Annotated in this window: 14 protein-coding genes; 11 read left to right on the plus strand and 3 right to left on the minus strand. The window is 67.0% G+C overall.

What is annotated here, in order from left to right; translation table 11 throughout:
* The first annotated feature begins 52 nt into the window (after positions 1–52).
* The 4 genes from HPA01S_RS17685 to HPA01S_RS17700 all read left to right on the plus strand — a co-directional run bounded on the left by HPA01S_RS17685 (position 53) and on the right by HPA01S_RS17700 (position 4,593).
* Complete coding sequence (locus tag HPA01S_RS17685; protein WP_066272092.1) at positions 53–2,005, plus strand: B12-binding domain-containing radical SAM protein; 1,953 nt, start codon at positions 53–55, stop codon at positions 2,003–2,005.
* A gap of 67 nt (positions 2,006–2,072) precedes the next feature.
* Entirely contained in the window at positions 2,073–2,939 is an 867-nt protein-coding gene (locus HPA01S_RS17690; protein ID WP_066272093.1) for an ABC transporter ATP-binding protein, read from the plus strand.
* Between the two features lie 5 nt (positions 2,940–2,944).
* Entirely contained in the window at positions 2,945–3,784 is an 840-nt protein-coding gene (locus tag HPA01S_RS17695) for an ABC transporter permease (protein WP_066272094.1), read from the plus strand.
* Between the two features lie 5 nt (positions 3,785–3,789).
* Positions 3,790–4,593: an ABC transporter permease gene (locus HPA01S_RS17700; protein WP_066272110.1), complete on the plus strand. Its 804-nt coding sequence runs from the start codon at positions 3,790–3,792 to the stop codon at positions 4,591–4,593.
* Between the two features lie 341 nt (positions 4,594–4,934).
* Here the strand turns inward: HPA01S_RS17700 and HPA01S_RS17705 are convergent, their stop codons facing one another.
* The gene (locus HPA01S_RS17705) at positions 4,935–5,615 is read right to left on the minus strand and encodes a DsbA family oxidoreductase (RefSeq protein ID WP_066272095.1); all 681 of its coding nucleotides are present in this window, start codon (positions 5,613–5,615) and stop codon (positions 4,935–4,937) included.
* Between the two features lie 103 nt (positions 5,616–5,718).
* On the opposite strand from HPA01S_RS17705, the gene aroE reads away from it, so the two are divergent.
* Entirely contained in the window at positions 5,719–6,543 is an 825-nt protein-coding gene (gene aroE / locus HPA01S_RS17710) for a shikimate dehydrogenase (protein WP_066272096.1), read from the plus strand.
* Between the two features lie 42 nt (positions 6,544–6,585).
* The gene (gene aroQ, locus HPA01S_RS17715) at positions 6,586–7,053 is read left to right on the plus strand and encodes a type II 3-dehydroquinate dehydratase (protein ID WP_066272097.1); all 468 of its coding nucleotides are present in this window, start codon (positions 6,586–6,588) and stop codon (positions 7,051–7,053) included.
* A 17-nt stretch (positions 7,054–7,070) separates the two neighbouring features.
* Here aroQ and HPA01S_RS17720 read toward each other — a convergent pair whose 3' ends face one another.
* On the minus strand, positions 7,071–7,775 hold the full coding sequence (locus HPA01S_RS17720) for a GntR family transcriptional regulator (RefSeq protein WP_066272098.1): 705 nt from the start codon (positions 7,773–7,775) through the stop codon (positions 7,071–7,073).
* 90 nt (positions 7,776–7,865) lie between these two features.
* Between HPA01S_RS17720 and HPA01S_RS17725 the strand changes: the two genes are divergently transcribed.
* The 4 genes from HPA01S_RS17725 to HPA01S_RS17740 all read left to right on the plus strand — a co-directional run bounded on the left by HPA01S_RS17725 (position 7,866) and on the right by HPA01S_RS17740 (position 11,311).
* A complete protein-coding gene (locus HPA01S_RS17725; protein WP_066272099.1) occupies positions 7,866–8,726 on the plus strand; it encodes a dioxygenase family protein in 861 nt (286 codons plus the stop codon).
* 41 nt (positions 8,727–8,767) lie between these two features.
* A complete protein-coding gene (locus HPA01S_RS23605) occupies positions 8,768–9,658 on the plus strand; it encodes a fumarylacetoacetate hydrolase family protein (RefSeq protein ID WP_066272100.1) in 891 nt (296 codons plus the stop codon).
* A complete protein-coding gene (locus HPA01S_RS17735; protein ID WP_066272101.1) occupies positions 9,655–10,227 on the plus strand; it encodes a malonic semialdehyde reductase in 573 nt (190 codons plus the stop codon). The genes HPA01S_RS23605 and HPA01S_RS17735 overlap by 4 nt, the downstream gene beginning before the upstream one ends.
* A gap of 76 nt (positions 10,228–10,303) precedes the next feature.
* Complete coding sequence (locus HPA01S_RS17740) at positions 10,304–11,311, plus strand: Bug family tripartite tricarboxylate transporter substrate binding protein (RefSeq protein ID WP_066272102.1); 1,008 nt, start codon at positions 10,304–10,306, stop codon at positions 11,309–11,311.
* Positions 11,312–11,360: 49 nt separating this feature from the next.
* On the opposite strand, the gene aroC is transcribed toward HPA01S_RS17740, so the two are convergent.
* Positions 11,361–12,467 (minus strand): chorismate synthase, encoded by a 1,107-nt coding sequence (gene aroC / locus HPA01S_RS17745; protein WP_066272103.1) that lies wholly within the window; start codon positions 12,465–12,467, stop codon positions 11,361–11,363.
* Positions 12,468–12,633: 166 nt separating this feature from the next.
* Here aroC and HPA01S_RS17750 point away from each other — a divergent pair, with 166 nt between their 5' ends.
* On the plus strand, positions 12,634–13,056 hold the full coding sequence (locus HPA01S_RS17750; RefSeq protein WP_066272104.1) for a cupin domain-containing protein: 423 nt from the start codon (positions 12,634–12,636) through the stop codon (positions 13,054–13,056).
* The last annotated feature ends 115 nt before the right edge of the window (positions 13,057–13,171 follow it).

Below are 13,171 nucleotides of genomic sequence, written 5' to 3' on the forward strand. Positions count from 1 at the left end.
CGCGCAGTGCATCGCCAACCCCGTAAGATCGGGCCTGCCCACGCCCCATGCCATGACCACGCCTGCCCTGCGCGTGCTGAGCCTCATCCCGCCGATGACGCAGCTCAACACGCCCTACCCCTCCACCGCCTACATCACCGGCTTCCTGCGCTCGCGCGGGGTTGACGCGGTGCAGGCCGACCTCGCCCTGGCGCTGGTGCTGCAGCTGTTCACCCCCGCCGGGCTGGACGCCGTGCGCGAGCGCGCCCTGGCCGTGCCCGAGGCGCAGCGCTCGTCCAGCGTGCACGCCTTCCTCGACCAGTTCAAGCGCTACCGCGGCAGCATCGCGCCCGTCATCGCCTTCGTGCAGGGTCGAGACTCGACCCTGGCACACCGCATCGCCGCGCGCGAGTTGCTGCCCGAAGGCCCGCGTTTTGCCGCGCTCGAGGTGTATGTGGATGCGGCCTTCGCCGAAGAAGGCGACGACCCGCTGGCCTGGGCCTTCGGCGCACTCGGCGTGCAGGACAAGGCGCGCCACATCGCCACGCTGTACCTGAACGACCTGGCCGACGTGTTGCGCGACGCGGTGGACGAGCGTTTTGCCTTCGTGCGTTACGCCGAATCGCTCGCCAGCAGCCAGCCCAGCTTCGACCCCATGGCCGCCGCGCTGGCCGCGCCCTTCACCCTGGTGGACGAGGTGCTGCACCGGCTCACGCTGGACACACTGGCGCGGCACCAACCCACGCTGGTGCTGCTCTCGGTGCCCTTCCCCGGCGCGCTGTACGCGGCGCTGCGCATCGCACAGACCATCAAGGCACACGACCCGTCGATCACCATCGCCCTCGGTGGTGGCTTCGTCAACACCGAGCTGCGCGAACTCGCCGAGCCGCGCCTGTTCGACCTGGTGGACTTCGTCACGCTGGACGCCGGTGAACGCCCGCTGCTGGCACTGCTGGAGTTCCTGCAGCAGAAGCGCTCGCGCCAGCGCCTGGTGCGCACCTTCCTGCGCGACCAGGGCGATGGCGCACAGGCCGGCGTGGTGAAGTACATCAACTTCGTCGAACCCGAGGTGCCGTTCGACGACATCGGCACGCCCACCTGGGACGGCCTGCCGCTGGACAGGTACCTGAGCCTGCTCGACATGCTCAACCCCATGCACCGGCTCTGGAGCGACGGGCGCTGGAACAAGCTCACCGTGGCACACGGCTGCTACTGGAAGAAATGCAGCTTCTGCGACGTGAGCCTGGACTACATCAGCCGCTATGAAACCGCGTCGGCCGCCACGCTGGCCGACCGCATCGAGGCCATCGTGGAAGAAACAGGCCAGACCGGCTTCCACTTCGTTGATGAAGCCGCGCCGCCCAAATCACTGAAGGCGCTGGCCGACGAACTGATCCAGCGCCAGTTGCCGATCTCCTGGTGGGGCAACATCCGGTTTGAGAAAACCTTCACCCCCGAGCTCTGCCAGCGCCTGGCCGACAGCGGCTGCATCGCCATGAGCGGCGGCCTCGAAGTGGCGAGCGACCGCCTGCTCACGCTGATGAAAAAAGGCGTGTCGGTGGAACAGGTGGCGCGTGTCACCAAGGGTTTCTCCGACGCCGGCATCCTGGTGCACGCCTACCTCATGTACGGTTTCCCCACGCAGACCGTGCAGGACACGGTGGACGCGCTGGAGTACGTGCGCCAGCTGTTCGAGAACGGCTGCATCCAGAGCGGCTTCTTCCACCGCTTCTCGTGCACCGTGCACTCCCCCGTGGGCATGGACCCGGCGGCCTACGGCATCGAGCTGATCCCGCTGCCCGAGGTGACGTTCGCCAAGAACGACATCGGCTTCATCGACCCCAGCGGCGTGGACCACGAAGCCCTGGGCGTGGGCCTGCGCAAGGCGATCTACAACTACATGCACGGCATCGGCCTCGACGAAGACGTGCGCGCCTGGTTCAGCCACCTGCCCGACCCGGTGCCGCGCACGCGGGTGAAGAAACACTTCGTCGCGCGCGCGCTGGAACGGCGCGAGCCGGTCTGAGCGGACGGGTGGCGGGCCGGCAACGGCCTTCGCGCCGCCTGTAGAATCCGCCCCCCGCCGCCGCACCATGCCCCACATCGCCGTCAACCAGCTTCTCAAGACCTACCGCATCCACGAGCGCGACCCCGGTGTGCTCGGCGCGTTGCGTGCCCTGGTGCGCCCGCGCCACCGCACGGTGGAGGCGCTCAACGGCGTCTCGTTCGAACTGCAGCGCGGCGAGCTGCTCGGCTTCATCGGCCCGAACGGCGCCGGCAAATCCACCACCATCAAGATCCTGGCCGGCATCCTGCGGCCCGATGGCGGCAGCGTGCGCATCGACGGGCTCGATCCGTTTGCCGACCGCGAACGGCACGTTGGCCGCATCGGTGTGGTGTTCGGCCAGCGCACCCAGCTCTGGTGGGACCTGCCGGTGGGTGATGGCTTCGCGTTGCTGCGCGACATCTACCGCGTGGACCCGGTGCGTTTCCAGCGCACGCGCGACGAGTTGGTGGCGCTGCTGCACCTGGAGCGCCTGCTCGACCAGCCGGTGCGGCAGCTCTCGCTGGGCCAGCGCATGCGCGCCGAAATCGCCGCCGCGTTGCTGCACGAGCCAGACATCCTTTTTCTCGACGAGCCCACCATCGGGCTTGATGCGCCGTCCAAGCTGGCGGTGCGCGATTTCATCCGGCGCATCAACCGCGAACGCGGCACGACGGTGCTGCTGACCACCCACGACATGCACGACATCGAGGCCCTGGCCGAGCGCGTGATCGTGATCGGCCATGGGCGCGTGCTGGCCGACTGCGCAGTGCCGGCCCTGCGCGAGCAGGTGGTGGCGGCACGGCGCCTGAACGAAGACCTGCCCGAAGACGCAGAAGATGCGGAAGACGAGGGCATGACCATCGAAGCCGTGATCGCGCGTTTCTACGCCATGCACGGCGCGTCCGAGGCCTGAGTGCCATGAGCCCGCGCGCCCTCGTGCGCCCCTATGCCGCGGCGTTTGCCTCGCGCTTCCTGCAAATGCTGCAGTACCGCACGGCGGCCTACGCGGGCTTTGTCACGCAATGCTGGTGGGGCGGCATCAAGGTCATGGTGCTGGCCGCCTTCTACGGCAGCGCGGCCGGCGCCGCCGGTGCCCCGCTCTCGCTCGCGCAGGTCATCACCTACACCTGGCTCGCACAAGGCCTGCTCGCCCTGTTGCCCTGGATGGGCGACCCCGAGGTGGCCCAGGCCGTGCGCAGCGGCTCCGTGGCCTACGACCGCTTGCGGCCGGTGGACGCCTACACGCTGTGGTTCGTGCGTTCGGCCGGCTGGATCGCCGCGCGCGTGCTGCCTCGCGTCCTGCTGATGCTGGCCTTTGCGGGCATCGCCCTGCCGCTGGCCGGGTTGGGCGACTGGGCCTGGCAGGCGCCCGCCAGCCTGGCCGCCGGGCTGGCCTTCGCCGTCTCCCTGCTGCTCGCGCTGCTGCTGTCCACCGCGTTCGTGATGCTGCTCAACATCGCCACCACCGCGGCGCTGAACGAACGTGGCATCAACACCCTGGCCGGGCCGGCGGTGGTGGTGCTGTCGGGCAACCTGCTGCCGCTGCCACTGCTGCCCGACGCCTGGCAGACGCTGTTGCTGCTGCAGCCGCTGGCCGGCGTGATGGACATCCCGGCGCGCATCTACTTCGGCCAGCTCGCCGGCACACAGGCCCTCGTCGGGCTCGCACTGCAGTGCCTGTGGACCGTGCTGCTGGTGCTGCTGGGCCGGGTCGCCATGGGGCGCACCATGCGCCGGCTCGAGGTGCAAGGCGGATGAAGCCCATGGGTTCATTGGCCTTGTTCAGCCGCCTCGTGGGTGCCTCCCTGAGCGGCCAGGCGCGTTACCCGGCATCGGCGCTGATGCTCACGCTGGGCCAGTTCCTGGCCACCGGCATCGAGGTGGTGGCGGTCTGGGCGCTGTTCCACCGCTTCGGCGATGTGCAGGGTTGGCGCATCGGTGAGGTGGCGCTCTTCTATGGCCTGGTGAATTGCATGTTCGCCATCGCCGATGCGCTCGGGCGCGGTTTCGACGTGCTGGGCTCGGAGTTCCTGCGCACCGGCGCCTTCGACCGCCTGCTGCTGCGGCCGCGCCCGCTGGCGCTGCAGTTGATGGGCCACGACTTGCGCATCAGCCGCCTCGGGCGTCTGCTGCAGGGCCTGCTGGTGCTGGCCTTCGCCACCACGCAGGCGGGCATCACCTGGACACCCGCGGCCGTGGCCGTCGCGCTGCTGGCGATTGCGGGCGGCGTGGCCCTGTTCCTCGGCATCCTGGTGCTGCAGGGCACCTTGTCGTTCTGGACCGTGGAAAGCCTGGAGATCGCCAATGTGCTCACCTACGGCGGCGTGCAGGCGGCGCAATACCCGCTGGCCTTGTACGCACGCTGGTTCCGGGCCGTGCTCACCTTCGCCGTGCCGCTGGCCTGCGTGGCCTACTACCCGGCGCTGGTGATCCTGGGCAAACCCGACCCGCTCGGCGCGCCCGACTGGCTCGGCATGGTGTCGCCCCTGGCGGGCTTCGCCTTCCTGGCCGCGGCGTTCAGCGCCTGGCGCCTGGGGCTGCGGCACTACGCCTCAACAGGCAGTTGACGAGCCCCGCTCTGCCGATCAAACTGGCGCCGTCGATCTCGATCCAGGCCATCAGGTGGCGGTTGCGCGAGCACAGACCATAACGTCGGCAAACCGATCATCATGCGTTCAATCTGACGGTGCACGGCTTTAGCGACAAGCGCTCAACGAATAGATATCTCACCTCCACCGAATCCGGCGCAACAGTTGCCTTCACGGTCACGCCGCGGGAGCCAGACAGCGCGCAGGCCAGCGTTAAACGTCCCCCTTCCAGTTGCGCTGCATCGCCCCGGTGAACTGGTAAGCCCTGAACAACCTCGGTAACTTCAGACAGTGCGCGAGCACCCGGCACCGTACGTGGGTCAGCCTGCCTCTGCAATCTGCCGCAGCGCCTGCGCAAACACCTCGGCCGGCTGGCCACCGGAAATCAGGTGGCGGTCGTTGATGATGACGGCCGGCACCGAGCGGATGCCCTGGCTTTGGTAGAAGGCTTCGCGCTCGCGCACCTCGGCGGCAAACTCGTCGCTGGCCAGAATGGCGGCGGCGCGCGCTTCGTCCAGCCCCACCTCGCGCACACAGGCCAGCAGCACGTCGTGGTGGCCCATGGCTTCCGAGCGTGTGTGGCAGGCGGCGAGCAAGGCTTTCTTCAGCGCTGTTTGCTGGCCGGGCGCGCCGTCCTTGTCGGCCCAGTGCAGCAGGCGGTGCGCGTCAAAGGTGTTCCACACACGGCCCCGGCCTTCGGGGTTGAAGGCAAAGCCGACTTCGGCACCACGCGCGCGGATGGTGTTGCGGATCTGCGCCTGCTGCTCGGGCGTGGAGACGTACTTCTCGGCCAGATGTTCGCCCACGTCCTGTCCTTCGGCGCCCATCTGCGGGTTGAGTTCAAACGGCTGAAAATGCATGTCGGCCGACACCTCGGCCTTGAGAGACTGCAGCGCCTCTTCGAGCGCACCCAGGCCCACGGCGCACCAGGGACAGGAGACGTCGGACACAAAATCGATCTTGAGCGAAGTGGGGGTGGTGGGGGTATTCATGCCCGCCATGGTAGGCCCCGGCGCTTGTCCACGGGCCGGCCAGGGGCTTGCTGCGCGACAATGCGGCACCTTGTGCGCTGATGTGCGCACGCCGACACCGCCATTCTTTTCCATGACCGACCGTTACGCCGTTCTCGGCCACCCCATTGGCCACAGCAAGTCGCCCCTGATCCACAGCCTGTTTGCGCAGGCGACGGCGCAGGACATCGTCTACACCGCCATCGAGCCCGCGCTGGACGGTTTCGCCGACGCGGTGCGGGCCTTTCGCGACAGCGGCGGGCGCGGCATCAACGTCACCCTGCCCTTCAAGCTGCAGGCCTTCGAGATCGCCAGCGCACCGAGCGAGCGCGCCCGCCTGGCCGGTGCGGCCAACTGCCTGCGGTTCGGCGACGGCGGCCTGATCGAGGCCGACAACTTCGACGGCGTTGGCCTGGTGCGCGACCTGCAACACAACCTGGCCGCCCCGCTCGCCGGCAAACGTGTGCTGCTGCTGGGCGCCGGCGGCGCCACGCGTGGCGCGCTGCTGCCGATCACAGCCGAACAGCCGCAACTGCTGGCGGTGGCCAACCGCACGGCGGACAAGGCGCACGCATTGCGGCGCGACTTCGCGGCCCACGCAGCCCTGCAGACCAGCGGCTACGCCGAGCTGGCCGGCCAGTCTTTCGACGTGGTGATCAACGCCACCTCCAGCGGCCTGTCGCAAGACACCCTGCCCTTGCCCGACGGCCTGTTTGCGCCCGGCGCATTGGCCTACGAAATGGTGTACGGCAAAGGCCTCACGCCGTTCCTGCGCCAGGCGCAGGCCGCTGGCGTCCAGCGCGTGGCCGACGGTGTGGGCATGCTGGTCGAGCAGGCGGCCGAGGCCTTTCAGTGGTGGCGCGGCATGCGCCCCGACACCGCAGCGGCGTTGCAACGGCTGACCGTGCCACTGGTTTAATCAGTACCCGCATTCCCCCTCAAAGATCCGAGACCGACCACCATGTCCACCCTGCTGCTGCTCAACGGCCCCAACCTCAACCTGCTCGGCACGCGCGAACCCGGCGTCTACGGTGCCACCACACTGGCCGACGTGGAAGCGCAGGCGCTGGCCACCGCGCAGCGCCTGGGTTTCGGGCTGGAGGCCTTCCAGAGCAACCACGAGGGTGCGCTGATCGACAAGATCCACGAAGCCGGCCGCCGCCACAAGGCGGGCGAACTGGCCGGCGTGGTGTTCAACCCGGGTGCGTTCACCCACACTTCGGTGGCGCTGTTCGACGCCATCGGCGGCGTGAAACCGCTGCCGGTGATCGAGATCCACATCAGCAACGTGCACGCGCGCGAAGCCTTCCGCCACCACTCCTACATCTCGCCGGCGGCGGCGGGCATCGTGATCGGCTTCGGCACCGAGGGCTACACACTGGCCATCGAGGGCCTGGTGCGCAAGATCAAGGCCGCTCACCCGGCCTGACCGCTGCAACGCCGGGCTCAGGCGCCCGGCCGTTCCTCTTCCACGCCGATGATGGCGGCGGTGCGGCGGTAGTGCTCCGTCAGGCACTGCACGGCCAGATCGGCATCACCGGCCATCGCGGCCTCGGCGATCGCACGGTGTTCGTCCCCCTCCTGGCGGCGACCCTTGTTCACCCGCAGCGCCAGCATGCGGTAGCGGTGCGCATGGTCGTACAGCTGTGAGCAAAAGTCCGTGATGTAGGCACTGGTGCACTGCGACAGCAAGGTCATGTGAAAGCGCCTGTGCAGTTGCTCCCATTGCGGGTTCTCGTCCACGGCATCGCCGTCCTGGCCCACGCTGAGAAAGCGCGGCTCTTTTGACAGACGGTGCAGCGCGAGCACCACGGCGTCTTCCCATGCATCGGTGCGGTGCTCGATCGAATCGCGCAGCGCCGTGCCCTCTGCCCAGATGCGCGCCTTCAACAGCTGCAGGTGTTGCTGCGGATCGGCTGCCACCACGTGAAAGCCGCGTTGCTCACGGTGCTCCACCCAACCTTCGGCCGCCAGCCGGTTCAAGGCTTCGCGCAGCGGGCTCGGGCCAAGCGCGTACTGCCGCTTGAGCGTTTCGATCACGAGTTTGGCGCCCGGCGGAATGCGCGCAAACACGATGTCTTGCCGCAGGCGCTCGTAAGCCTCGGCGATGTCGGTGGTTCCGCGGTCGAGAAGATCAGTCGTTTTTGTCATGGTTTTCACTATTTTATCGATACACCGTTGACACATTGGATTTTATCGACAAAATATCGACGAAACCCAGACCTCATCAACCTTATCGATATGTCTATCTCCAAAGACAACATTACCGACAAAGTCATCGACGAATACCAGTTCAGCGGTGAAAGAGAACAGGTGCTGGTGCATGGCTTGATCCGCCACCTGCACGCCTACGCAAGGGAAGTCGGCCTGACGCACAGCGAGTGGCGCGCAGGGCTGACCTTCTTGACGAAAGCGGCCCAGTTCACGGACGAAGGACGCAACGAGTTCAGCCTGTTGTCCGACGTGATGGGCTTGTCGTCCCTGGTGGATTTACTGGCCAGCCCCCCGCGCGCCACGCCCGGCAGCGTGCTGGGGCCCTTCCATGTGCACGACTCGCTGGAGCAACCGAATGGCGTCGACCTGAAGGGCGAGCAGCCCGGCACGCCGACGGTGTTTGAAGGCGTTGTGCGCAGTGCCGACGGCGAGCCCCTGGAAGCGCTGCTGGATTTCTGGCAGAACGCGGACAACGCGCTCTATCCCAAGATGGATGCCACGCAGGATTACCACAACCTGCGCTGCAAACTGCGCACCGGCCCGGATGGACGCTTCCGCTTTCGCACTCTGCTGCCCAAGCCTTACGGCATTCCAGACGACGGCCCCGTGGGCGATCTCGTGCGCGCGGCCCAGCGGCACTGCATGCGGCCCGCCCACTTCCACGTCATCGTCAGCGCCGACGGCTATCGGCCGGTGACCACCGAGGTGTTCTTCGCCGGCGACCCCTACATCGACTCCGATGCGGTCTTCGGGGTGCGCGATGCGCTGGTTACCCAGGTCGAGAACGTGCCCGATCCGGCGCAGGCCCTTGATGCGGGCATGCCGACGCCGTTCAGCCGCGTCCGCTTCGACTTCCAGCTGGTGGCGCTGAGCGCACCCCAGGCCTGAGCCACCAGCCGCTTCTTTCCTCCTCCACCACAGGACCTTTCATGAAGTTCATTTCGTTCGAGGCGGACCGCAGCGTCGGCACCGGCATCGTCCACCCCACCAACCCCGCGCTGTTCACACGGGTCGAGACCCTGGACGCCGAGGCGCCCGCCTCGTTGATGACCTTGATCGCCCAAGGCCCGGCCGCAGTGGGGCGATTGGGCCAGCGCGCAAGCGAAGCCGCCGAGCGCGGCCGGGCCGGATGGGAAGACCTGAGCAGCGTACGCCTGCTGCCCGTCATTGCACAGCCACCCAAGATCGTCTGTGTCGGCCTCAACTACGCCGAGCACGCCAAGGAAGGCGGGAACGCCAGGCCGGAGTACCCGAGCTTCTTCATGCGCGGCGCCACGTCGCTGATCGCGCACGAAGCGGCGCTGATCCGCCCGCCGGTGTCGGACAAGCTCGACTTCGAAGCCGAGCTGGCGGTGGTGATCGGCCAGCGCGTGCACCGCGCCACCGTGGACAACGCGCTTGACGCGGTAGCGGGCTACGCCTGCTTCAACGACGGCACGCTGCGCGACTACCAGCGCAAGACCGCGCAATGGACCATCGGCAAAAACTTCGACGGCACCGGCGCCTTCGGCCCGTGGCTGGTCACGCCGGACGAGTTGCCCGCTGGCGCCCGTGGCTTGTCCATCGTCTCGCGCCTCAACGGCAAGGTCATGCAGAGCTCCACCACGGCCGACATGCTGTGGTCGGTTGCCGAACTGATCGCCATCGTCTCCGAATGCATGACGCTGGAGCCTGGCGATGTCATCGCCACCGGCACGCCGTCGGGTGTGGGCTACGCGAGGACGCCGCCGGTGTTCATGCGCGATGGCGATGTGATCGAAATCGAGATCGAAGGCATTGGCTGCCTGCGCAACCCCGTTCGCGACGAGGCCACCGCGTGAGCCTGGCCGCCATTTTTGACGACGCCCGGTCCTACGCCCGCTTTCGGGACGTGCCGGTGGACCCCGCCGTGCTGCGCGTGATCCACGAGCACATGAAGTGGGGGCCGACCTCGATGAATTGCCAGCCACTGCGCATCCGCTGGATGGTGTCGGCGCAGGCCCGTCAGGCCTTGTCGGAATGCGTGTACGAGGGCAACCGCGCCAAGGTACTTGCGGCGCCAGTGTGCGCCGTGCTCGGCATGGACCTGGCCTTCGTGCCCACCCTGGAAAAGCTGTTTCCGCACAAAAAAGATGCGGTGGCGTACTACGACGGCAAGCCCCAGCTGGTCGAGAGCACCGCACTGCGCAACAGCTCGCTGCAGGCGGCCTACCTGCTGGTGGCCGCACGCATGGAAGGCCTGGACTGCGGACCGATGTCCGGCTTTCATCAAGCGCAGGTCGACCGCCTGTGCTGGGACGGCACCACCGTCAAAACGAACTTCCTTTGCAACATGGGCTATGGCGACCGCCTGGAGATGCGCGAGCGCAACCTGCGGTGGTCGTTCGAGGACGTGTGCGAAGTGAGGTAGAGGCCCGGTCATCGAAGCGCCTGGCCAACACAGACTGAACGACAGATTCAGCCCCATCCATCAACAGGAGACAAACATGCACTCGGAACAACCACCCTTCTTGAAACCACAACGCCGTCGCATCGCATGCGCCTGGGTCGCGGCATCGGCGCTCTTGCTGGGCGCCTCGGCTTTTGCGCAGACCTCTGACGCAGCGTGGCCGCAGCGCACGGTGACGCTGGTCGTGCCCTTCGCCGCCGGCACCGCCACCGACGTGATGGCGCGCCAGTTGACCGAACCCCTGGCCGCGCAGTTGGGGGTGGCCGTCGTGATCGACAACAAGCCGGGCGCCAGCGCCGCCATCGGCGCTTCGGCCGTGGCCCGCGCGGCACCGGACGGCTACACCATCCTGGTGGGATCGAGCACCACGCACGCCGCCAACGCCGCCTTGTTCAAGAAGCTCAGCTACGACCCGATTGCCGATTTCAAGCCGGTCACCCTGCTTGGTTATGTGCCGCAGGTCATGATGGTCAATGCCAACTCGCCGGTGAAGTCGGTCAAGGAATTCATGGACTTCGCCAAGGCCAACAAGGGCAAGGTGAACTACGCACAAGGCTCCAGCGGCAACCTGTTGCCAGCGGCCATCCTGAACCTGCGCAAAGACCTCGGCATGACCATGGTGTCTTACAAGAGCCCGCCGCAAGCCGTGCAGGACTTGCTCGGAGACCAGGTCAGCATGATGTTCGGCGACCTTTCCGTGTCGCTGGGCAACATCAAGGCCGGCAAACTGCGCCCGCTGGCGGTTACCGCGAGCAGCCAGCAACCGCTGCTGCCCGGCGTGCCGCCGCTGTCCGAGACACTCGAAGGCTTCGAGCTGACCACGTGGATCGCGATGTTCGCGCCGGCCAGAACACCCGATGCCATCGTGGAGAAACTGCGCGCGGCGGTGACCTCGGTGATCAACGACCGAGCCGTCACGGCCCGGATCAACGAGTCGGGCATGCGCGTGCAGACCAGCTCCAGCGCAGAGCTGGGGAACTACGTCAGGAGCGAAACGGTGAAGTGGGCCGGCTTCGTGAAAGAAGCAGGCGTCCAGCCGGAGTAAGGCGTGGCGACAACGGCGGGTGGCCCGGCGCTGTTGTCGCCACGGTCACTCAGCCGCCGCTGCGCGACTGTGCCGCGATGTCTGGCGTGGACAGCTGCACGTCGCCGCACTGTGCACGGTGCAGCAGCGCGTGGTCCATCACCACCAGCGCGAGCAGCGCTTCGGCGATGGGCGTGGCGCGGATGCCGACGCAGGGGTCGTGGCGGCCCTTGGTGATGACCTCGGTGGCCTGGCCCGCCGTGTCGATGGTCTCGCGCGGAATCAGGATGGAGCTGGTCGGCTTGATGGCGATCTGCACTTCCAGGTCTTGCCCAGTGCTGATGCCGCCGAGCACGCCGCCCGCGTTGTTGCCCTTGAAGCCTTCGGGCGAGAGGCTGTCGCCGTGCGTGCTGCCCTTGTGCGCCACGCTGGCAAAGCCCGCACCGATTTCCACGCCCTTGACGGCGTTGAGGCCGAGCATGGCGTAGGCGATGTCGGCGTCGAGCCGGTCGTACAGCGGCTGGCCGAGGCCGACCGGCATGCCCTGCGCCGTGACGCGCAGGCGCGCACCACACGAATCACCGCTCTTGCGCAGCTCGTTCATGTAGGCCTCGATGGTGGACACGTCGGCCACCGGGGCGAAGAAGGGGTTGTGGGGCACGTGCTCCCAGCTCTCGAACGGAATGGCCAGTTCGCCCACCTGCGTCATGTGGCCGCGGAAGGTGGTGCCGTAGCGTTCCTTGAGCCACTTCTTGGCGACGGCGCCGGCGGCCACGGTGGGCGCGGTGAGGCGAGCCGAACTGCGGCCACCACCACGTGGGTCGCGGATGCCGTATTTCTGCCAGTAGGTGTAGTCGGCGTGACCGGGGCGGAAGGTCTGCAGGATGTTGCCGTAGTCCTTGCTGCGCTGGTCGGTGTTGCGGATCAGCAGGGCGATGGGCGTGCCGGTGGTCTTGCCTTCGTAGACGCCGCTGAGGATTTCGACCGCGTCGGGCTCGTTGCGCTGGGTGACGAACTTGCTGGTGCCGGGGCGGCGGCGGTCGAGGTCGGCCTGGATGTCGGCCTCGCTCAATGCCATGCCCGGCGGACAGCCGTCGATCACGCAGCCAATGGCCGGGCCGTGGGATTCACCGAAGTTGGTGACGCAAAACAGGGTGCCGAAGGTGTTGCCGCTCATAGAGGCGTGATTATCCCCGAGGCGTGCTGGTGCGCGGGCGGGCCAGTCTGGTGCACAGATCGCCCCTCGAAAGGGCCATCCACACCGCCCGGGCCACGGGAACACTTTGTGCTTTGTGCCGGACAGCAGCGGATCGGTTGCTGCACACCCCAGAAAGGAGCGTCCCATGCTTGATCGAACCTCCACGCTGTTTTCCCACGTCAAAGGTGACGAGGGGGACTATGTGAGCGGTGGCCTGCGCGATTTTTTCCTCTACCGCGACCTCGGCATTGCCAACGCCACGCACGGCAAGGTGATCGCCCACCTGGTGAAGGCGAACCTGCCGCCCGAAGAAGGCACGGGCTGGCACCGCCATGAGGCGGATTTCCAGATCGTGATCATGCTCAAGGGCTGGGCGCGTTTCATGTACGAAGACCAGGAGACGTTGGTGCAGGCCGGTGACTGCGTGCACCAGCGGCCGGGCATCCGGCACTACCTGTTCGACTATTCGCCGGACATGGAGTACCTGGAGATCGTGTCACCGGCGGACTTCAAGTCGGTGGATGTGGAGCCGGTTTGTGGGATTCCCAAGCCTACGCCCTGGGTTTAGTTTTCTTTTTTGAGGCGGTGCGGATTGCTCCCTCTCCCTCTGGGAGAGGGTTGGGGTGAGGGCTCTTCTGCTTTTGCTTTTGCGTTTGCAGTGGTGTTGCTGCTGTCGTGGCAAG

Origin of the sequence: Hydrogenophaga palleronii NBRC 102513, from assembly GCF_001571225.1 — a bacterium.
GTDB lineage: Bacteria > Pseudomonadota > Gammaproteobacteria > Burkholderiales > Burkholderiaceae_C > Hydrogenophaga > Hydrogenophaga palleronii.

Coding starts and splice junctions, on each gene's coding strand:
- HPA01S_RS23605 (WP_066272100.1), top strand. CDS start 8,768: ATGAAGTTCATTTCGTTCGAGGCGGACCGCAGCGTCGGCACCGGCATC.
- aroQ (WP_066272097.1), top strand. CDS start 6,586: ATGTCCACCCTGCTGCTGCTCAACGGCCCCAACCTCAACCTGCTCGGC.
- HPA01S_RS17720 (WP_066272098.1), bottom strand. CDS start 7,775: ATGACAAAAACGACTGATCTTCTCGACCGCGGAACCACCGACATCGCC.
- HPA01S_RS17705 (WP_066272095.1), bottom strand. CDS start 5,615: ATGGCGGGCATGAATACCCCCACCACCCCCACTTCGCTCAAGATCGAT.
- HPA01S_RS17750 (WP_066272104.1), top strand. CDS start 12,634: ATGCTTGATCGAACCTCCACGCTGTTTTCCCACGTCAAAGGTGACGAG.
- HPA01S_RS17685 (WP_066272092.1), top strand. CDS start 53: ATGACCACGCCTGCCCTGCGCGTGCTGAGCCTCATCCCGCCGATGACG.
- HPA01S_RS17695 (WP_066272094.1), top strand. CDS start 2,945: ATGAGCCCGCGCGCCCTCGTGCGCCCCTATGCCGCGGCGTTTGCCTCG.
- aroC (WP_066272103.1), bottom strand. CDS start 12,467: ATGAGCGGCAACACCTTCGGCACCCTGTTTTGCGTCACCAACTTCGGT.
- HPA01S_RS17740 (WP_066272102.1), top strand. CDS start 10,304: ATGCACTCGGAACAACCACCCTTCTTGAAACCACAACGCCGTCGCATC.
- HPA01S_RS17690 (WP_066272093.1), top strand. CDS start 2,073: ATGCCCCACATCGCCGTCAACCAGCTTCTCAAGACCTACCGCATCCAC.
- HPA01S_RS17725 (WP_066272099.1), top strand. CDS start 7,866: ATGTCTATCTCCAAAGACAACATTACCGACAAAGTCATCGACGAATAC.
- aroE (WP_066272096.1), top strand. CDS start 5,719: ATGACCGACCGTTACGCCGTTCTCGGCCACCCCATTGGCCACAGCAAG.
- HPA01S_RS17700 (WP_066272110.1), top strand. CDS start 3,790: ATGGGTTCATTGGCCTTGTTCAGCCGCCTCGTGGGTGCCTCCCTGAGC.